This window comes from Xylophilus sp. ASV27, from assembly GCF_016428875.1.
In the GTDB taxonomy this organism is placed as follows: domain Bacteria; phylum Pseudomonadota; class Gammaproteobacteria; order Burkholderiales; family Burkholderiaceae_C; genus Xylophilus.
This window is the reverse complement of record NZ_JAELTO010000060.1, coordinates 1-20,287: the sequence shown is the minus strand read 5'-3', so window position 1 is coordinate 20,287 and position 20,287 is coordinate 1. Positions and strand designations below refer to the sequence as shown.

The window sequence follows — 20,287 nt, the reverse complement described above, 5'->3', positions numbered from 1 at the left end:
ACTCCTTATTCGGCCTTGGCGCCGGATTGCTTGACGACCTCATGCCAGCGCCTGGTCTCGGCCGCGATAAAGCTGCGCAACTGCTCGGGCGTGCCGGGCTCGGGCGTGGCGGCCAGGTCCAGCAGGCGCTGGCGCATCTCGGGGGCGGCCAGCACCTGGTTCAACGCCGCGTTGACGCGTGCAGTCACCGGCCGCGGCGTGCCCGTGGGTGCCGCCAGGCTGAACCATGACTGCACGTCAAAGCCCGGGTAGCCGGACTCGGCCACCGTCGGCGCATCAGGCAGCAGCGGCGAGCGTTGGGCGCTGGTGATCGCAATCGCACGCAGCCGGCCCGCCTTCACATGCGGCAGGGACGAAGGCGTGTTGTCGAACATCGACTGCACCTGCCCGCCCAGCAGATCGGTCACGGCTGGAGCGCTGCCGCGATAGGGCACGTGCAGCATGTTGAGCTTGGCGTACATCTTGAACATCTCGCCCGACAGGTGGATGGACGAGCCGCTGCCCGAGGAGGCAAAGGTGACACCGTTGGGCGACTCCTTGGCAAAGCGCACGTAGTCGGCCACGGTCTTGATCGGCAGCTTGGGGTTCACCACCAGGATGTTGGGGATCTTGGCGATCAGCCCGATCGGCTCGAAGTCCTTCTGCGGGTCGTAGCCCAGCTTGTCGTAAAGCGAGGCATTGATGGTGTTGGCAATGGTGAAGACGTAGAGCGTGTAGCCATCGGCCGGCGCATGCGCCACCGCCTCGGCGCCCACGTTGCTGTTGGCGCCGCTGCGGTTGTCCACGACCACCGGCTGGCCCAGTTGCTCGCCCAGCTTGACGGCGACCAGCCGCGCCACCACGTCGGTGGCGCCGCCGGGCGCATAGCCGACCACCAGCTTGATCGGCCTGGCGGGCCAGTTCGCGGCTTGGGCCTGGGCCTGCGCGAAGGGCAGGAAAAGCGCCAGGGCGAAGGCGCAAGCCCACAGGCGCCGACGAGAGGCGGTATGCGATGTCATGGTATGTCTCCTAGGGTTGATGCCCCTGCCCGCCTCGCTGCGGCACACTGCAGGATGGCTGTGTTGACCAGGAAATTCTTCTCCATGCCCTCCCGTACCGCGAATAGGAACGTCCGGCAGCCGGACGTTTTTAGGAAAGCCGCGCCCGCGCGCAGGATCGTTGCTGAGCCGGGTGACGACGCCGGCAGCCGCACCCTGCGGCGTGGTCTGCAACTGCTGGATGCGGTGGCCGCCAGCGGCGCGGACGGCTTGCGCGTGGTCGATCTGTGCCGCATCGCGGCGCTGGAGCGCGCCACGGTCTACCGGCTGCTGGCCACGCTGCTGGAATGCGGCTATGTGGCGCAGCGCGGGCGCTTCCGCTATGTGGCGGGCCTGCGCCTGGCCAGCCCGGTGCCGCCCGCTGGCAGCTCCAACATGGCGGTGCGCCTGCAGCCCGTGCTGGCGCGCGTCAGCGCCGCATGCGGCGATGCCGCGTTCGCGGTGGTGCGCGAAGGGTCCTTGTCCCACTGCATCGCGCGCCATGTCGGCACGCACCCGGTGCAGATGCTGGTGATCCAGGTTGGCACGCGGCAGCCGCTGGGCGTCGGCGCCGCCGGGCTGGCGCTGCTGGCGGCGCTGCCGGACGATGAGGCCAAGGCCGTCACCGCCGCCAACGCGCCAGTGCTGGCGCAGTACGGTGGCATGACGCCCGAGCGCATGCAGCTTCTGGTGCGCGCCACGCGCGAACGCGGCTGGTCGGTGATCGGCAACCATGCGACCCAGGGCGTGCTCGCCGCCGGCATGGCGGTGCGTGGTGCGGACGGCGCGGCCGTGGCGGGCATCAGTGTGGCGTCGACCATCGAGCGCATGCCGCGCGAGCGCCAGCAGCTGATCGCGCGCGCTATGCGCTCCGCGCTGGCAGCCCTGCCGCCAATGGCTCAGTAGCTGCACCGGCGATGCGCTTGCGGCGCAGGCTTCTGCTCCACCCCACGGCGCCAGCGATCGGCCGGACAGCCGGCTCCTACCCCTATTCTTCCCCGGAGTAACAGGGAATCATGCCGGGACGAAGCAGGTCGCTGAAGTTCTGCGCCGCGGGCGACAGCGAGCGTCCGGTGTGCAGCACCATGACCACTTCGCGCTGGACCACGGGGCCGGTGATCGGGCGCATCTTCAGGCCCAGCGCGCCGGCCAGCCGGCGCATGGAGTCGGTGAGGATGCCGATGCCCATGCCGCCTTCGACCATGCCGATGATGGTCAGCGGCAGCGAGACCTCATAGTGCCAGCCGAGCGAGATGCCTTCGCGGGCCAGCGCCTGGTCCAGCACGGCGCGCACCGGATTGCCGGGACGCGGCCCGATCAGGGCGGCCCGGCCCAGGTCCTTCCACGTCAGTGCGCGGCGCGCTGCCAGCGGGTCTTCGGGCCGCAGATAGGCGAAGAAGGTCTCGCGCCACAGGGGCCGCATGCTCAGTTCGGGGTGGCTGGCGAAGGCCGTGCCCAGCCCGAAGTCGACCGCGCCGGCATGCACCATGCTCAGCACCTCTTCCTGCGAGACGTCGAACACGTCGAGCTTCACGCCCGGGTAGCGCTCGATGAAGCTGCCCATCAGGCGCGGCAGCACCAGCGCGGCCTGCATGGACGATGCCGCGATCGAGACACGGCCGCATCCCAGGGTCCTGAGCTGCGCCGAGCTGCCGATCACGCTCTCCAGGTCGGCCATGGTCTTGCGCGCCAGCGGCAGGATCTCCGCGCCGGCCTCGGTCAGGCGCAGCATGCGCGTGTGTCGGTCGAACAGGCGCAGGCCCAGCGCCTCCTCCAATTCGCGCAACTGGGTGCTGATGGTCGATTGCGGCAGGTCCAGCGTTTCGCCGGCGCGGGTGAAGCTGCCGGCCTCGGCCACGGCGACGAAAACCCGTAGCTGGCGCAGCGTGATATTCATAGTGGATCCTGATGAATATATAGAAGATCAACGGTTCTTCACATAAGAAGTTTCTGCCAGCATCAGCCCATACCCGTGGCGATACACCTTTCGCCGGGCCAGAGTTTCCATGTTCAGGAGCTCACCATGCTGGATGAAAACCTCGCGTTCTCCCGAGGTTTCCGGGGCTTGGCCCATGCAGGCACACGCGGCCTGAGGGCCTCGATGCAGGCACTGCACGGCAGCGCCTCAGCGCTCCCGCAGCCACGCGCACAGCAGTTCGAGTTCGGCACGCTCGGCCGCGAGTTCGGCGGCCTGCAACTGGCGCCGGGTGGCGGCCCCGGCACCGGCCTGTGCCTCGTCCATGGCCTTCATGGCGCGGCGCAGACGGCGCAGCGGCGCGATCACCTCCTGGCGCCAGCGGGCCACGTGGGCGTCGGCCTGCGCCAGGGCGGCGGCATCGAGCGGCCGGCCCTGCTGCGCGGCCCACAGCGCAAACAGGTGCAGCACCACGTCCAGTCCCTGCTGGTCCTGCCGGCGCAGCAGTTCGGCCGCCAGCGCCGGGTCGGCGTACAGGCCGCAGATGTGGCGCCAGGCGGCGTCGCTGGAAAAGCTGCTGGGGTCCATGGCTCGCCACTATGCATTGCGCGGCCGCTTCATGGTGTGGGGAATGCCGGGGGGGCTCCGTGGTGAACACGCAAGCGCAGCCCGATGTGCCGCGGCGCCTGGTGGTGGCCATCACCGGCGCCTCGGGCTTCATCTACGGATACCGGCTGCTGCAACTGCTGCAGCCGCTGCGGGCAGAGGGCCTGGAACTGCACCTGATCGTCAGCCGTTCGGCGCTGATCACCATGGCCTGCGAGACCGAACTGCACCTGCCGCAGGTGCAGGCCCTGGCCGACCGCGCGCACCGCAACGAGGACATTGGCGCCTGCGTGGCCAGTGGCTCCTACCGCACCCTGGGCATGGTGGTGGCGCCGTGCTCCATGAAGACCCTGGCCGAGATCGCGCACGGCATCGGCAGCTCGCTGGTGGCGCGCGCGGCCGACGTGATGCTCAAGGAGCGCCGCCGCCTGGTGCTGCTGGCGCGCGAGACGCCGCTGACCCTGGTGCACCTGCGCAACATGTCCGCCGTCACCGAGATGGGCGCCATCGTCGCGCCGCCCGTGCCGGCCTTCTATGCGCGGCCGCGGAGCCTGGACGAGATGGTGGACCACTCGCTGGGCCGGGTGCTGGATCTGTTCGACATCGACGTGGGCGCAGTCAGGCGCTGGACGGGGCCCGCCGCGAATCCCGCGGCCGGGCGTTCTTTCGACGAAACCAAGCCAAGGACCGAAGACCTATGAAGCACTTCGACTACAGCGAGCCTGCCTCGCTGGACGAGGCGGTGGCGCTGCTGCGCGCCGGACCCGCGCCCGCCAGCCTCTTCGCGGGCGGCACCGACCTGATGGTGCAGATGAAGGAGCAAGTGCGCCAGCCGGCGCATGTGATCAACATCAAGAAGATCCCCGGAATGGACGACTTCGTCTATGACGCCGATCGGGGGCTGCTGCTGGGCGCGCTGGTGACCACGCGGCAGGTGGAGACCTCGCCCATCACCCGGCGCCACTACGCCAGCCTGGCCAAGGCGGCCACGGACTTCGCCTCGATCCAGGTGCGCCATCGCGCCACCGTGGTCGGCAACGTGTGCCGCGCCTCGCCCTCGGCGGACACGCTGCCGGCGCTGATCGCCGATGGCGCGGTACTGCGCATCCACGGCCCCGGCGGCCAGCGGCGCTGCACGGTGGGCGACTTCTGCACCGGCCCGGGCCGCACCCAGCTCGCGCCCGACGAGATCGTGACCCACATCGAGATCGCCGCGCCGGCGCCGCGCACCGGCAAGGTCTACCTCAAGCATGGCCGGCGCGCCCAGATGGAGCTGGCCACGGTGGGCGTGGCCGCCCACGTGCGCCTGGGCGCCGGCGGCGAAGTGGCCGAGCTGTCCATCGTGCTGGCCGCCGTGGCGCCGACGCCGCTGCGCGCGCTGCGGGCCGAGGCTGGGCTGCGCGGCCATCGGCCCACGGCGCGGCTGCTGGAGGCCGCGGCACAGGCCGCCAGCGAGGAGGCGCGCCCCATCGGCGACGTGCGCGGCAGCGCCGCCTACCGGCGCGACATGGTGCGCGTGCTGACGCGGCGCGCGCTGGAGCAAGCCCTGCAGGAGGCACTGGCATGAGCGACCGGAAAGTCATTGCATTGACCGTCAACGGCGAGCAGCGCGAGCTGGCGCTGGCGCCCAACCGCAGCCTGCTCGACGCCCTGCGCACCGAGGCCGGGCTGACCGGCACCAAGAAGGGCTGCGACGTCGGCGAGTGCGGCTCCTGCACCATCCTCATGAACGGCAAGCCGGTCAACGCCTGCCTGGTGCTGGCGCTGGAGGCCGAGGGTGCCGAGATCATCACCGTCGAGGGCCTGCAGGCGCCCGACGGCACGCCGCACCGGCTGCAGGAGTGCTTCATGCGGTGCGGCGCGGCCCAGTGCGGCTTCTGCACGCCGGGCATCCTGGTGGCGGCCAAGGCGCTGCTGGGCGAGACGCCCCGACCCACCACGGACCAGATCCGCTTCGCCATCGCCGGCAACATCTGCCGCTGCACCGGCTACACCAAGATCATCGATGCCATCGCCATGGCCAGCGCGGAGGTGCAGCGATGAAGAAGAACTCCGTCATCGGCCAAAGCGTCAAGCGCAGCGACCTGCTGGCCAAGGTCACGGGCACGGCCCAGTACGTGGCCGACATGCATCTGCCGGGCCTGCTGTACGCGCGCAGCAAGCGCAGCGACGTCGCCCATGCCCTGATCCGGCGCATCGACACCCGCCGCGCGCTGGCCCTGCCTGGCGTGAAGGCCGTGCTCACGCACGAGAACGTGCCGCGCGTGCTGCATGCGGGCTCGCCCCATCCGCGCTCGGCCTCGGTCACCTGCGACCAGTACATCCTGGACCGCAAGGTGCGCTACTGGGGCGAGACCGTGGCCGTGGTGGCCGCCACCAGCGAGGAGGTGGCCGAGGCCGCGCTGGAGCTGATCGAGGTGGAGTACGAGCCGCTGCCCGCCATGTTCACCGTGGAGGACGCCGCGCGCGAGGGCGCCACGCCCATCCATGACCGCGAGCCCGGCGGCAACCTGGTGCTGGCGCCGGTGGTGGCCAACCGCGGCGACGTCGAGCGCGGCTTCGCCGAGGCCGACTTCATCCTCGAAGGCGAGTACGAGGGCGGTCGCCCTACGCCGGCCTACATGGAGCCCAACGCCTGCATGTGCCAGTGGGACGGCAACGGCAACCTGACGGTGTGGATCTCCACCCAGACCGCCTTCATGGTGCGCGGCATCATGGCCGAGGTGCTGGGCCTGCCGCTGTCCAAGGTGCGCGTGCTGGTGGACCACATGGGCGGCGGATTCGGCGCCAAGCAGGACCTGTTCCAGAGCGAATTCCTGTGCGCGCTGCTGGCGCGCCAGACGCGCCGCCCGGTGCGCATGGAGTTCACGCGCGAGGAGACCTTCCTCGGCGGGCGCACGCGCCACCCGGCCAAGATCTGGCTCAAGCAGGGCTTCAGGAACGACGGCACCGTCACCGCCCGCCAGGCGCGCGTGGTGTTCAACTCGGGCGCCTACGGCTCGCATGGCCCGGGGGTGACCACGGTGGGCACCACGGCGCTGACCTCGCTCTACCGCTGCGACAACGTGCAGCTCGAAGGCCGCTGCGTCTACACCAACAGCCCCATCGCCGGCGCCTTCCGGGGCTATGGCGTGGTGCAGACCTACTACGCGCTGGACATCCAGATGGACGAGGCCGCCCACCGCCTGGGCATGGACCCGGCCGAGCTCAAGCTCAGGAACGCGGTGCGCGAGGGCGACATCGCCCCTTCGGGCCACGCGCTGATCGGCCACGGCCTGGAGGACTGCATCCGCCGCGGCATGCAGGAGGTGGACTGGCCGGCGCTGCGCCAGCGCCCGCGCGACACCGGCGTGCGCCGCCGCGGCTGGGGCCTTGGCTGCGAGATGCACGGCAGCAGCGCCTACCCCGGCATCAAGGAGCAGGGCAATGCCATCGTCAAGATGAACGAGGACGGCACCGTGGTGCTGCTCACCGGCACGGCCGGCCTGGGCACCGGCGCGCACACGGCGCTGGCCCAGATCGTGGCCGAGGAGCTGGGCCTGCGCTTCGAGGCGGTATCGGTCATGCATGGCGACACCGACGTCGTGCCCTGGGACATCGGCGCCTTCGCCAGCCACACCACCTACCTGGGCGGCCGGGCGGCCCAGCTCGCGGCGCAGGAGATCAAGCGCCAGCTGTTCGAGCGCGCCGCCGCCCTGCTGCAGGCCGAGGCCGGCGAGCTGGAGTCCGAAGACGGCGTGATCCACGTGCGCGGCACCGGCCGCAGCATCAGCGTGCGCGACGCCGTGGCGCCGCGCAAGGGCGTGCCGGCGGCGCAGCTCGTGGGCAGCGCCACCTACCACCCGACCAAGTCGTATTCGTTCGCGGCGCATTTCGTCGAGGTGGACGTGGACACCGAGACCGGCCAGATCAGCGTGCTGCAGGTGGTGCCGGTGCACGAGATCGGCAAGGTGATCCACCCCATTGCCGCGGCCGGCCAGATCGAGGGCGGCATACAGCAGGGCATAGGCCACACGCTGTACGAGGACTATCAGATCGACATGGCCACCGGCCGCTCGCTCAACGCCAATTTCGTCGACTACAAGATGCCGCTGTCCATGGACATGCCCTCCATCCGCACGGTGATCCTGGAGACCGCGCCCGACCCCGGCGGCCCGTTCGGCGCAAAGGGCGTTGGCGAGGACCCGATCGTCGCCATCGGCCCGGCCATCGCCAACGCCGTCTTCGACGCCATCGGCGTGCGCTTTCGCCACTACCCGATCAAGCCCGAGCAGGTGCTGCAGGCACTGCGCGACCAGGCCGCGCCGCCACCGCCGCAACAGCGGCCACAACCCCACCCCGAAGGAGCCAACGCATGAACGCACCCCACCCACGGCCCGTGCCGGTCACCATCCTCACCGGCTTCCTCGGCGCCGGCAAGACCACGCTGCTCAACCACATCCTGACCGAGAAGCACGGCCACCGCATCGCCGTGATAGAGAACGAGTTCGGCGAGGTGGACGTCGACTCCGACCTGGTGCTGGCCTCGGAGGAGGAGATCTTCCAGATCGTCAACGGCTGCATCTGCTGCACCATCGACGTGCGCAACGACCTGGTGCAGACGCTGCAGAAGCTGCTGGAGCGCCAGGACCAGTTCGACCACATCCTCGTGGAGACCAGCGGCCTGGCCGACCCGACGCCCGTGGCCGCGACCTTCTTCATGGACAACGAAGTCGCCAGGAAGGTGGTGCTCGACGGCGTGGTCACGCTGGTCGATGCGCTGCACGTGCAGCCGCACCTGGACGACCCGGCCCTGGCCGAGCACGACAACCAGGCCGTGACCCAGATCGTGGTGGCCGACCGCATCGTGCTCAACAAGACCGACCTGGTCACGCCGCGGCAACTGGCGCAGATCGAATGCCGCATCCGCGGGCTCAACAGCAATGCGCCGATCCTGCATACGGTGCAGGCGCGGGTGGATCTGGCGCTGATCCTGGGCCTGCAGTCCTATGCCGCCGATGCGCTGGCCGCGACCGACCCGCACTTTCTCGAAGCGGACCACGGCGAGCACGGCCACGTCTGCGACGACCATTGCGACCATGGCCTGGCAGAGGAACTGCCCCGGCTGCTGGCGCCGCACCGCCATGACCCTTCGGTCGGCTCCGTCTCCCTGGTGTTCGACCGGGCCTTCGATGGCGCCCGGCTGGACAGCGCCGTGCGCCAGCTGCTGGGCGGGCGCGGCGACGACATCTTCCGCGTCAAGGGCATCTTCCAGGTGCAGGACGATGAGCGCCGCCACGTGCTGCAGGGCGTGCACCGCGTCCTGGAGTTCCGCCCCTCCACGCCCTGGGGCGCGCAGGCGCCGTCGAGCAAGGTGGTCTTCATCGGCCGCCATCTGCAGCCCGACGTGCTGCGCCGCCTGCTGCAGGGCTGCCTGGCGCCCGCCACCCCCGCTTGCACCGAGGCCCTGGAAGCCGCCTGAAAGCAAAGCGCTTCAACCCATCCCCCCACAAGGAACCGCATCCATGATCATCGACATCAGCTGCTACCCCACCGACCAGGTCGACCTGGCCTGGTGGCACGACGGCAAGCCCTACACCGTGGACCGCCTGCTGGCGACCATGGACGGGCCCTACTTCGTCAACGGCAAGCCGCGCCGCATCGACAAGGCCTTCATCCAGCCGCCGCAGGGCAACACCATCTACACCTGGACCGACGGCGACAAGGACGGGCGCGAGTCCATCGACGCCTACATGGCCTACACGCTGCAGTGCGTGCAGCAGCACCCGGACCGCCTGCTCGGCTGCTTCGTCTACAACCCGCGCTGCGGCGTGCAGAACGGCGTCGAGGCCATCGAGCGCTACGTGACCGAGCATGGTTTCAAGATGGTGCAGATGCAGGCCAACATGCATGCCTACCGGCCCGACCGCGCGCTGGACTGGGTGCGGCCGGCGTTCGAGAAATGCGCCGAGCTGGGCGTGCCGGTCAAGCTGCACACGGGCGATGGGCCCTACAGCATTCCCTCCGAGTGGATCCCGATGATCAAGGCGTTCCCGAACGTGGACTTCATCATGGCCCACTTCGGCGTGCAGACCGGCGGCGTGTACTGCTTCGAGCCCTATCAGTGGGCGATGGAGCTGCCCAACGTGTTCTGCGAATCGGGCTGGTGCCTGCAGTCGCGCATCGTGGAGTTCGCCAAGACCCTGCCCAGGAACAAGATCCTCTTCGGCACCGACACCCCGCCCAACGAGCCCGGCATGTGGCTGCGCCTGCTGGAGGTGCTGTGCAGCAACCCGCCCCAGGGCCTGAACCTGGACGAGGAGACGCTGGAGGACTACCTGGGCAACAACATCGCCCGCATGGTCGGCATCGAGCCCACGCCCTATCCGAAAACCTTCGAGGAAGCCGAGCGGCACCTCAACCGCAAGGTCGAGCGCCAGCCCGTGATCGGGCTGTACTGAGCAGCACCAGAACCCAGGAGAAAAACCCATGATCATCGACACCCACCTGCACCCCACCAACCTGGTCGACGAGGCCTGGCGCCACACCGGCACGCCCTTCAACGGCGAGCGCATGCTCAAGCTGATGGACGGGCCCTACATGATCAACGGCAAGCCGCGCCGCATCGACATGGGCTTCATCCAGCCGCCGCCCGGCAACACCGGCTACCGCGACGGCAACCGGCGCGGGCGCGAGGGCATACGCGACTACATGGCCTACATCGCCGAGCTGTGCCAGAAGTACCCGGACCGCTTCATCGGCAACTTCACCTACAACCCGCGCTGGGGCCCCGAGAACGGCGCGGCCGAGCTGGAGTTCCACATCAAGGAGTACGGCTTCAAGATGATCAAGCTGCACGCCAACATGCACGGCTACCGGCCCGACCGCGCGCTGGAGTGGCTGCGCCCGGCGATGAAGGTCTGCGCCAAGCACGGCACCGTGGTGCTGATCCACACCGGCGACGGGCCGTTCACCATTCCGACCATGTTCTACCCCGTGATCCGCGAGTTCCCGATGGTGAACTTCGTCATCGCCCACTTCGGCATCCAGACCGGCGGCAACTACTCGTTCGAGACCTTTTGGATGGCCATGGACACGCCCAACGTGTACGTGGAATCGGGCTGGTGCTTCCAGGCCCGCATCGCCGAGTTCGCCAAGGAGCTGCCGCGCCACAAGCTGGTGTTCGGCACCGACAGCCCGCCCAACGAACCCGGCATGTGGCTGCGCGAGCTGGAGATGCTGTGCCGGCCCGCGCCGCACGGCATCGGCCTGGACGAAGACACGCTGGAGGACTACCTGGGCAACAACATCGCCCGGCTGGTCGGCATCGAGACCACGCCGCCGCCGCGCACCCGGGAAGAGGCCCAGGCCCGCCTGAGCCACACCTATGCCGCGGTAACGGCCTAGGCACAGCCCCCCGCCCACCGCCCGCGGCGCGGGCGGTGGAGTGCGCCGCCCCCATGGCGACCGCCTTCCTTTCTCCCATCGGCTTCGCGTTCGAAAAGCCGCAAGCGCCCGGGACCCCTCCGGGTCTTGGAACGCAGGCCGGCAACAGGAGTCGCTTGATGAATTCGAAGACCATGCTGGCCGATACCGGCCAGGACCTGCACCGCTTCCAGGCCACCTACGAAGCGCTGTTTCCCGACGACGTGCTCACCGTGCGCGAGCCCGTGAGCCGTGACGAGGACGTGACCGCCGCCGTCTGGGCGCTGGCCGCCCAGGGCCGCCACCCGGCGCTCAGGTTCGACCAGGTCAGCGGCCTGGGCACGCCGCTGGTGACCAACCTGTTCGCCTCGCGCCAGCGCGTGGGTCGCATGCTGGGCGGCGTCCCGCCCGAGGGCATCCATGCCGAATACCAGGCGCGCAGCCGCCGCCTGCTCGCCCCGCGCGAGCTGGCCAGCGGCGCGGTGACGCAGCAGGTGCGCAGCAGCGGCCTGGACCTGACGCGCGACATCCCCAGCATCCGGCATTTCGCCACCGACCGCGGCCCCTACATCACCAACGCGATCATCGTGGCCGAAGACCGCGACGAAGGCATCGGCAACATGAGCTACCACCGCTCCATGGTGCATTCGCCCGGTGAGATCGCCACCAGCCTGCACTCGCGCGGCCACCTGTGGCGCATGCTGCGCAACGCCGAGGCCAAGGGCCGCCCGCTGCCGGTGGCCATGGTCATCGGCGCGCACCCGCTGTTCATGCTGGCCGGCGCCGCGCGCCTGCCCTATGGCGCGGACGAGCGCCAGGTGGCCGGCGGCCTGTTCGGCCAGCCGCTGGACGTGGTGCGCACGCCCAGGTACGGCATCGCGGTGCCCGCGCATGCGGAGTTCGTGCTCGAAGGCGTGATCGACCCGGCGGCGCGCGCCGAGGAGGGGCCGTTCGGCGAATTCACCGGCTATTCGTCGGACCGCTCCACCAACAACCTGCTGCGCGTGGAGACGCTGCTGCGCCGCGACGACGCTTGGCTGCTCGACGTGGTGGGCGGCAACTCGGCCGAGCACCTGAACCTGGGCCGCATCCCGCGCGAGTCGGAGATGGTGGAAAAGCTCCGCGACCGCTTTCCCGGCGTGACGGCGGTGCACTACCCCAGCTCTGGCACGCACTTCCATGCCTACGTGGCGCTCAGGCAGTCGCGCCCCGGCGAGGCGCGCCAGGTGATGCTGGGCCTGCTCGGCTGGGACCCGTATCTGAAAACCGTGATCGCCGTGGACGAGGACGTGGACGTGATGCGCGACGAGGAAGTGCTGTGGGCCATGGCCACGCATTTCCAGCCGCACCAGGACCTGTTCGTGGTCGACGGCCTGCCGGGCAGCGCGCTCGACCCCTCGTCATCGCCCGACGGCACGACCTCGCGGCTGGGCATCGACGCCACGCGCGGCCCGCACTTCGACGGCGTGCGCGCCCGCGTCAACCCCGAGGCCATGGCGCGCGCCCGGGCCTTCCTGCAGCGCGCTCCCTCGGGAGCCGGCTGACCCCGGCGGGACTGCGACGCAGCCGCCACGCCTCTCGCCCCACCACAAGAAAACCCGGAGACAAGCCATGAAGACCAGCACCACGCCCGACAGAGCGCCACGCAGCGCGCCGCCGGTGCACCCGGTTGACGAAAAGCTCCCGTTCCCCAAGCTGGCCGCCCTGGGCCTGCAGCACGTGCTGGTGATGTACGCGGGGGCCATCGCGGTGCCGCTGATCATCGGCGGCGCGCTCAAGCTGACCAAGGAGGACACCGCCTTCCTGATCGCGGCGGACCTGTTCTGCTGCGGCCTGGTGACCATCATCCAGAGCATGGGCATCGGCAAGGTCGGCATACGCCTGCCGATGATGATGGGGGTCACCTTCACCGCCATCGCGCCCATCATCGCCACCGGCGCCAATCCGCAACTGGGCCTGCCGGCGGTGTTCGGCGGCGTCATCGTCGCCGGCATTTTCACGCTGCTCGTGGCGCCCTACGTGAGCCGGCTGCTGCGCTGGTTCCCGCCCGTGGTCACGGGCTCGGTGGTGCTGATCATCGGCGTCTCGCTGATGCGCGTGGGCATCAACTGGGCGGCCGGCGGCAACCCGACGATTCCCGGCCCGAGCGGCCCCATCAACAACCCGCACTACGGGGTGCCCTCGCACTTGGCGGTCTCGGGCATCGTGCTGCTGACCATTCTCTTCATCATTGCCTACTGCCGCGGCTTCCTGTCGAACGTGGCGGTGCTCGTCGGCATCCTGGTCGGCTTCGCCATCACGCTGGCCATGGGGCAGGTCAACTTCGTCGGCCTGCGGTCCGCGGGCTGGCTGCAGATCGTCACGCCCTTTCACTTCGGCTGGCCCGTCATCGACGTGATGACCGCCGTCACCCTGTGCGTGGTGATGATCGTCATCATGATCGAGGGCGTGGGCCAGTTCCTGGCGCTGGCCGAGGTGGTGGAGCGGCCGCTGGTCAACGACGACATCGCGCGCGGCCTGCGCGCCGACGGCGTGGGCGCCATCGTCGGCGGCGTCTTCAACACCTTCACCTACACCTCCTACGCGCAGAACATCGGCCTGGTGCAGGTCACGGGCGTGCGCAGCCGCTGGGTCTGCGTAACCGCCGGCGCCATGCTGATCGTGCTCAGCAGCTTTCCCAAGCTGTCGTTCGTGGCGGCCTCGATTCCGCAGTACGTGCTCGGCGGCGCGGCCCTGGTCATGTTCGGCATGGTCGCGGCCACCGGCGTGCGCATCCTGGGCCACGTGGACTTCGTGGGCAACCGCAAGAATGCCTACATCGTCGCCATCAGCCTGGCGCTGGGCATGATCCCCCTGGTGGCCGAGCGCTTCTTCGCCCAGCTGCCCGACCTGCTGGCCAAGTTCTGCCAGAACGGCATTCTGCTGGGCACCTTCAGCGCCGTGCTGTTGAACGTGCTGTTCAACGCGCGTGAAAGCGCCAGCCCGATCGTCCCGCCGGTCGTCGAGGCGAGCCGCACATGAGCGCCCACCTGCGCGATACCGGCGCGGCCGACCCGCCGCCGCAGATCGAGCTGCGCGGCATACGCAAGGTGTATGCCTCGGTGGTGGCCAACGACGGCATCGACCTGGCGGTGCGCACCGGCGAGATCCACGCCATCCTGGGCGAGAACGGCGCCGGCAAGTCCACGCTGATGAAGATCATCTACGGCGTCACGGCCCCGACCTCGGGCCAGATCCTGTGGCGCGGCCAGCCCGTGTCCGTGGCCAGCCCCGGCCATGCGCGCAGCCTGGGCATCGGCATGGTGTTCCAGCACTTCCAGCTGTTCGAGACGCTGACCGTGGTGCAGAACGTCGCGCTGGCCCTGCCCGGCCGGCCCGACCTGCAGGACCTGGCCCGGCGCATCGACGCGGTGGCCCGGCGCTACGGCCTGCCGGTGGATCCGCGGCGCCTGGTGTACACGCTGTCCGTCGGTGAGCGCCAGCGCGTGGAGATCATCCGCTGCCTGCTGCAGAACCCGCGCCTGCTGATCATGGACGAGCCCACCTCGGTGCTCACGCCGCAGGCCGTGCGCAAGCTGTTCGACACGCTGCGCCAGCTCTCCGAAGAGGGCTGCAGCATTCTCTACATCAGCCACAAGCTCGACGAGGTGCGCGAGCTGTGCCACGGCGCCACCGTGCTGCGCAACGGCCGGGTCACGGGCCACTGCGTGCCGGGCCGCGAAACCCCGGCCTCCATGGCGCGCATGATGATCGGCAAGGAACTGGTGGCCTGCCGCCGTGGGGCGGGCAGCGCGCCGGGCGCGGTGCGCCTGTCGCTGCGCGCGCTGGAGCGGCCCGCGGCCCATCCCTTCGGCACCGCGCTCAGGCGCATGCAGCTCGACGTGCGCGGCGGGGAGATCGTCGGCATCGCCGGCATCTCGGGCAACGGCCAGCAGGAACTGCTGCAGACACTGTCGGGCGAGCTGCCGCTGCCCTCCGGCGCCGCCGGCATGGTGCTGCTGGACGGCCAGGCCGTGGGCCACCTGGGCAGCGCGGCGCGGCGCCGCCGGGGCCTGGGCTTCGTGCCCGAGGAGCGCCTGGGCCGCGGCGCCGCGCCCGACATGAGCCTGGCGGACAACGCCCTGCTCACCGCCCACCGCCAGGGCCTGGTGGCGCATGGCCTGATACGGCAGGCGGCGGCGCGCGCCTTCGCGCAGCGCTGCATTGCCGACTTCAACGTCAAGTGCGCCGGGCCGCGTGCGGCGGCCAACTCGCTGTCGGGCGGCAACCTGCAGAAGTTCATCGTCGGGCGCGAGCTGCTGCAGCAGCCGCGCGTGCTGGTGGCGGCGCAGCCGACCTGGGGTGTGGACGTGGGGGCCGCGGCCTTCATCCGCCAGTCGCTGGTGGCGCTGCGCGACGCCGGCGCGGCGGTGCTGGTGGTGTCGGAGGAGCTCGACGAACTGTTCGAGCTGTGCGACCGCATCGCCGTCATCGCCGACGGCCGGCTCTCGCCCGGCGTGCCAGCGCAGCAGACCGACGTGGAGACCATCGGCCTGTGGATGAGCGGCCTGTGGCCCGAGAGCGGCATGGGCCCGGCGAATGCAGCGAGCGAGGTGCGTCATGTGGCTCAGGCTTGAACCCCGTCCCGAGGCCTCGCGCCGCATGCGCTGGCTCTCGCCGCTGCTGGCGGTGGCGCTGACGCTGCTGGGCGGCCTGGTGCTGTTCGCGGCGCTGGGCCAGAACCCCTGGCATGCGCTGCGCGTCTTCTTCCTGCAGCCGCTGGGCGATGTGTACGGGCTCAGCGAACTGCTGCTCAAGGCCACGCCGCTGATGCTGATCGGTGTCGGCCTGGCCGCCGGCTTTCGCGCCGGGGTCTGGAACATCGGCGCGGAGGGGCAGTTCATCTTCGGCGCGCTGTTCGCCACCGCCGTGGCCCTGCGCGCCGACGGCCATTCCGCCGCCTGGGTGCTGCCGGCCATGGTGGTGGCCGCGGCGCTAGGCGGCGCGCTGTGGGCCGCGATTCCCGCCTGGCTGCGCACGCGCTGGGGCACGAACGAGATCCTGGTGTCGCTGATGCTGGTCTACGTGGCGCAGCTGGTCGCCTCCTGGCTGGTGTACGGCCCCTGGAAGGACCCGGACGGCTACAACTTTCCGCAGACCCGCAGCTTTGGCGACAACGCGCTGCTGCCGATCCTGATCGAGGGCACCCGGCTGCATGCGGGCTTCCTGCTCGCGCTGGCGGCGCTGCTGGCGGGCTACGTGTTCCTGCAGCACAGCTTCCAGGGCTTCCAGATGCAGGTCGGCGGCCAGGCACCGCAGGCCGCGCGCTACGCGGGCTTCTCCGCCCGGCGCGCGATCTGGGCCGGCATGCTGGCCGGCGGCGCGCTGGCCGGCGTGGCCGGCATGACCGAGGTGGCCGGCCCCATGGGCCAGCTCACCGGCCAGATCTCGGCGGGCTACGGCTTCGCCGCCATCATCGTCGCCTTCGTCGGACGGCTGCACCCGGCGGGCATCCTGGGCGCCAGCCTGCTGATGGCCCTGTTCTTCCTGGGCGGCGAGCAGGCGCAGCAGTACCTGAACCTGCCCTCGTCGATCTCCAAGGTGTTCCAGGGCATGCTGCTGTTCTTCCTGCTGGCCTCGGACCTGTTCATCGGCTATCGGCTGCGCTGGAACGGCGCGGCGTGGAAGGGACTGCAATGGACTCGTCGCTGATCGCCTCCGTCATCGCGGCCACGCTGGTGGCGGGCACGCCCCTGATCATCGTCGCCCTGGGCGAACTGGTGACCGAACGCGCCGGCGTGCTCAACCTGGGCGCCGAGGGCATGATGTCGGCCGGCGCCGTGGCCGCCTTCGCCGCCGCCCATGCGGGCACGGACCCATGGACGGCGGCCGTGGTGGGCATGGCCGCCGGCTGCGCGCTGGCCCTGCTGTTCGGCTTCATCACGCTGAGCATGCAGGCCAACCAGGTGGCCTCGGGCCTGGCGCTGGCGATCTTCGGCGTCGGGCTGGCGGCCTTCTTCGGCAAGCCCTACGAGTCGGCGCCGCTGCCGGCCGTGGCGCCGCTGCGCATTCCGCTGCTGGCCGACCTGCCGCTGATCGGCCCGGCGCTGTTCAACCAGCAGGCCCTGGTCTACGTGTCCTGGCTGCTGGTGGCCGCCGTCGCCTGGTTCCTGGAGCGCAGCCGCGCCGGCCTGGTGCTGCGCGCCGTCGGCGAGTCGCCGTCGGCGGCGCATGCGGTGGGCTACCCGGTGATCGCCATCCGCTATGCGGCCGTGGCCTTCGGCGGCGCCATGGCCGGCCTGGGCGGCGCCTTCCTGTCGGTGTTCTACACCCCGCTGTGGTCCGAGGGCATGGTGGCGGGGCGCGGCTGGATCGCGCTGGCCCTGGTGGTCTTCGCCACCTGGCGGCCGCTGCGTGTTGTGGCCGGCGCCTACCTGTTCGGCGGCGTGCTGGTGTCGCAGCTGTTCGTGCAGGGCTCGGGCCTGCGGCTGGACCTGCCGGCGCAATGGCTGTCGGCGCTGCCCTACCTGGCCACCATCGTGGTGCTGGTGCTGATCTCGCGCAACCAGACCACCATCCGGCTGAATTCGCCGGCCTCGCTGGGCCAGGTCTTCCGGCCCGACCGCTGAACCGCGTTCCCTTCCCGCACCCACCACAACGGAGACATCACCATGCACCCACGCCCCCTCTTCTCGCTCCGGCGCGCGCTCGGCCGGCTTGCGCTGGCCGCCGGCCTGCTGGGCTCGCTGGCCGCCACGGCCCAGCCCTTGCGCACCTGCTTCCTGTACTCCAACCCCATAGGGGAGAGCGGCTGGACCTACCAGCACGAGCTGGCGCGCAAGGAGCTGGCCAGCGCCATGGGCGACAGGATCACCACCAAGTACGTCGAGAACATCGCCGAGGGGCCCGACGCCGAGCGCGTGATCCGCAACTTCGTGCAGGAGGGCTGCCAGCTCATCTTCACGCCCTCGTTCGGCTTCATGGAGCCGACCATGAAGGTGGCGCGCACCGCGCCCAAGGTGATCTTCATGAACGGCAGCGGCTACAAGACCGCCGCCAACGTGGGCGCCTACAACGCGCTCTACTACGAAGGCCGCTACCTCGAAGGCGTGCTGGCCGGCCACATGAGCAAGAGCGGCGTGGTCGGCTACGTCGGCGCCTTCCCGATCCCCGAGGTGCTGCAGGGCATCAACGCCTTCACGCTGGGCATGCGCAGCGTCAACCCCAAGGCCCAGGTGCGCCTGATCTGGGTCAACGCCTGGTACGACCCCGGCAAGGAGCGCGATGCGGCCAACGCCCTGATCAAGCTCGGCGTGGACACGCTGGCCTATGCGACCTCGGGCGTCTCCATCGTCACCACGGGCGAGGAGAAGGGCATCTACACGCTGGGCTACTACTCCGACATGTCCAAGTTCGGCCCCAAGACCAACCTGACCTCGGTGGTGCAGAACTGGGGCAGCTACTACATCAAGGTGGTCGAGGACGTGCTGGCCGGGCGCTGGAAGAGCGAGAACCATCTGGGCGGCCTGCGCGAGGGCATGATCAAGATGGCGCCGCTCAACCCCGCCGTGCCCGCCGACGTGCGCGAGAAGGTGCAGCAGCTGGGCGACGCCATCGCCGCGGGCAGCCTGCATCCGTTTACCGGCCCGATCGTCGACCAGGACGGCAAGGTGCGCGTGGCCGCGGGGCAGACCATCTCGGCCGCCGACCTGGACAACATGAACTACCTGGTGCAGGGCGTCGAAGGCCTGATGCCCAAACGCTGAGCCCCATGAATCACCGCACACTCCTGCGCAACGCTCAGTGCATCTTCACCGGCCTGGCCGGCGCCCCCGCGCGCAGCAGCGCCACCGACCTGCGCATCGAAGGCGGCGTGATCCGCGAGCTGGGGCGCGGCCTGGCGCCCCTTGAGGGCGAGCAACTGCTGGACGCCAGCGGCTGCGTCGTCTACCCGGGCTGGGTCAACACCCACCACCACCTGTTCCAGTCGCTGCTCAAGGGCGTGCCCGCGGGCATCGACCTCACGCTCAGCCCCTGGCTGCAGGCCGTGCCCTTCGCCTACCGGCGCGGCTTCGACGAAAAGCGCCTGCGGCTGGCCGCGCGCATCGGCCTGGTCGAGCTGTTGCGCTCGGGCTGCACCACGGTGGCCGACCACCACTACCTGTTCCAGGCCGGCGCCAGCGAGGACGCGGCCGCGCTGCTGTTCGAGGAGGCCGGCGCGCTGGGCCTGCGCTTCATGCTGCTGCGCGGCGGCGCCACGGTGACCCGCAAGCTGGAGGACAGCGACCGCCTCGTGCAGCCGCCCGAGACCCTGGAGCAGATGCTGGCCGCCGTCGAGCAGACCGCCGCGCGCTTCCACCAGCGCGGGCCGCGCGCCCGGCAGCGCGTGGCCATGGCGCCGACCTCGGTCCATGTCTCGCTGCCGCGCGAGCAGCTCAAGGACGTGGCGCGCGCCGCGCGCGCCATGGGCCTGCCGCTGCACAGCCACATGTCGGAATCCGTGGCCTACGCCGAGTACTGCCGCGAGGTCCATGGCTGCCTGCCGATCGAGTACCTGGCCGACAACGAATGGCTGGGCCCCGACGTCTGGCTGGCCCACCTGGTGCACCTGACGCCGGGTGAAATGCAGTTGCTGGGCAGCAGCCGCACCGGCATCGCCCATTGCCCGCAAAGCAATGCCCGCCTGGCCGACGGCATCGCGCCGGCGCCGGCGCTGGAAAAGCTGGGCGTGCGCGTGTCCATGGGCGTGGACGGCGCGGCCTCCAACGAGGCCGCCGACATGATCAGCGAGCTGCACTTCGCCTGGCTGCTGCACCGCGCCCATGCCGGCGCCCAGGCGCGTCCGCGCCCCGAGGGCCAGGGCGAGGCCGGCGCCGACGCGGTCACCGTCGAGCAGATCGTGCACTGGGCCAGCGCCGGCGGCGCGCAGGTGCTGGGCTTCGAGGGGGTGGGCACGCTGCAGCCCGGCCAGGCCGCCGATCTGGCCGTCTACCGCCTGGACGACCCGCGCTACTTCGGCCTGCACGATCCCGCCATAGGCCCCATCGCCAGCGGCGGCCGCCCGTGCCTGCGCTGGCTGCTGTGCGACGGCGCCATCGTGGTGGACGACGACCAGATCCCCGGCCTGGACCTGCGCCAGCTTCAGGCCCAGGCCCAGGCCGCGGTCAAGGCGCTGATGCAGGCGTCGTGAGGCGGCTCGGGGCGGCACAGGCCGGCAGCGCCGCAGTTGCCTGGAAGAGGTCAGGGCAATCGCATCTAAATCCAAGCGAAACTAAAGCGCTGAAACAACCCTTCTAGCGCAGCCCCGATGAACCTACTGCACCACCTGCAGAGCATCTCCGACCCCCGAAGCCACCGCACGCGTCGC

18 protein-coding genes are annotated in these 20,287 nt (G+C 70.2%); 15 read left to right on the top strand and 3 right to left on the bottom strand.

What is annotated here, in order from left to right; all coding sequences use genetic code 11:
* Positions 1–5 precede the first annotated feature (5 nt).
* A complete protein-coding gene (locus tag JHD63_RS13595) occupies positions 6–998 on the bottom strand; it encodes a Bug family tripartite tricarboxylate transporter substrate binding protein (protein WP_198971310.1) in 993 nt (330 codons plus the stop codon).
* 84 nt (positions 999–1,082) lie between these two features.
* On the opposite strand from JHD63_RS13595, the gene JHD63_RS13590 reads away from it, so the two are divergent.
* Positions 1,083–1,922 (top strand): IclR family transcriptional regulator, encoded by an 840-nt coding sequence (locus JHD63_RS13590; protein WP_198971308.1) that lies wholly within the window; start codon positions 1,083–1,085, stop codon positions 1,920–1,922.
* An 82-nt stretch (positions 1,923–2,004) separates the two neighbouring features.
* Here the strand turns inward: JHD63_RS13590 and JHD63_RS13585 are convergent, their stop codons facing one another.
* Positions 2,005–2,913: a LysR family transcriptional regulator gene (locus tag JHD63_RS13585; RefSeq protein ID WP_198971306.1), complete on the bottom strand. Its 909-nt coding sequence runs from the start codon at positions 2,911–2,913 to the stop codon at positions 2,005–2,007.
* Between the two features lie 228 nt (positions 2,914–3,141).
* Entirely contained in the window at positions 3,142–3,519 is a 378-nt protein-coding gene (locus tag JHD63_RS13580; RefSeq protein WP_198971305.1) for a TIGR02444 family protein, read from the bottom strand.
* Positions 3,520–3,578: 59 nt separating this feature from the next.
* Here JHD63_RS13580 and JHD63_RS13575 point away from each other — a divergent pair, with 59 nt between their 5' ends.
* The 14 genes from JHD63_RS13575 (at position 3,579) to JHD63_RS13510 (ending at position 20,110) form a co-directional block, all read left to right on the top strand.
* Positions 3,579–4,238: a UbiX family flavin prenyltransferase gene (locus JHD63_RS13575; RefSeq protein ID WP_370590508.1), complete on the top strand. Its 660-nt coding sequence runs from the start codon at positions 3,579–3,581 to the stop codon at positions 4,236–4,238.
* Positions 4,235–5,104: an FAD binding domain-containing protein gene (locus JHD63_RS13570; RefSeq protein ID WP_198971301.1), complete on the top strand. Its 870-nt coding sequence runs from the start codon at positions 4,235–4,237 to the stop codon at positions 5,102–5,104. The genes JHD63_RS13575 and JHD63_RS13570 overlap by 4 nt, the downstream gene beginning before the upstream one ends.
* Positions 5,101–5,580, top strand: coding sequence for a (2Fe-2S)-binding protein (locus tag JHD63_RS13565; protein ID WP_198971299.1), 480 nt, complete (start codon positions 5,101–5,103; stop codon positions 5,578–5,580). Before JHD63_RS13570 ends, JHD63_RS13565 begins: the two co-directional genes overlap by 4 nt.
* Positions 5,577–7,895, top strand: a complete 2,319-nt coding sequence (locus JHD63_RS13560) for a xanthine dehydrogenase family protein molybdopterin-binding subunit (RefSeq protein ID WP_198971297.1) — start codon at positions 5,577–5,579, stop codon at positions 7,893–7,895. Before JHD63_RS13565 ends, JHD63_RS13560 begins: the two co-directional genes overlap by 4 nt.
* Positions 7,892–8,998, top strand: coding sequence for a CobW family GTP-binding protein (locus JHD63_RS13555; RefSeq protein ID WP_198971296.1), 1,107 nt, complete (start codon positions 7,892–7,894; stop codon positions 8,996–8,998). Before JHD63_RS13560 ends, JHD63_RS13555 begins: the two co-directional genes overlap by 4 nt.
* A 43-nt stretch (positions 8,999–9,041) precedes the next feature.
* Entirely contained in the window at positions 9,042–9,977 is a 936-nt protein-coding gene (locus tag JHD63_RS13550) for an amidohydrolase family protein (RefSeq protein ID WP_198971294.1), read from the top strand.
* Positions 9,978–10,005: 28 nt separating this feature from the next.
* Positions 10,006–10,923, top strand: a complete 918-nt coding sequence (locus JHD63_RS13545; RefSeq protein ID WP_198971293.1) for an amidohydrolase family protein — start codon at positions 10,006–10,008, stop codon at positions 10,921–10,923.
* Between the two features lie 158 nt (positions 10,924–11,081).
* Entirely contained in the window at positions 11,082–12,485 is a 1,404-nt protein-coding gene (locus JHD63_RS13540; RefSeq protein WP_198971291.1) for a UbiD family decarboxylase, read from the top strand.
* A gap of 67 nt (positions 12,486–12,552) precedes the next feature.
* Positions 12,553–13,962: a nucleobase:cation symporter-2 family protein gene (locus JHD63_RS13535; protein ID WP_198971289.1), complete on the top strand. Its 1,410-nt coding sequence runs from the start codon at positions 12,553–12,555 to the stop codon at positions 13,960–13,962.
* Positions 13,959–15,557 (top strand): ABC transporter ATP-binding protein, encoded by a 1,599-nt coding sequence (locus JHD63_RS13530; protein ID WP_198971288.1) that lies wholly within the window; start codon positions 13,959–13,961, stop codon positions 15,555–15,557. Before JHD63_RS13535 ends, JHD63_RS13530 begins: the two co-directional genes overlap by 4 nt.
* The gene (locus tag JHD63_RS13525) at positions 15,541–16,632 is read left to right on the top strand and encodes an ABC transporter permease (protein ID WP_198971286.1); all 1,092 of its coding nucleotides are present in this window, start codon (positions 15,541–15,543) and stop codon (positions 16,630–16,632) included. The genes JHD63_RS13530 and JHD63_RS13525 overlap by 17 nt, the downstream gene beginning before the upstream one ends.
* Positions 16,617–17,549, top strand: coding sequence for an ABC transporter permease (locus JHD63_RS13520; protein ID WP_198971284.1), 933 nt, complete (start codon positions 16,617–16,619; stop codon positions 17,547–17,549). The genes JHD63_RS13525 and JHD63_RS13520 overlap by 16 nt, the downstream gene beginning before the upstream one ends.
* A gap of 42 nt (positions 17,550–17,591) precedes the next feature.
* A complete protein-coding gene (locus JHD63_RS13515) occupies positions 17,592–18,686 on the top strand; it encodes a BMP family ABC transporter substrate-binding protein (protein ID WP_198971282.1) in 1,095 nt (364 codons plus the stop codon).
* Positions 18,687–18,691: 5 nt separating this feature from the next.
* Entirely contained in the window at positions 18,692–20,110 is a 1,419-nt protein-coding gene (locus JHD63_RS13510; protein ID WP_198971281.1) for an amidohydrolase family protein, read from the top strand.
* The last annotated feature ends 177 nt before the right edge of the window (positions 20,111–20,287 follow it).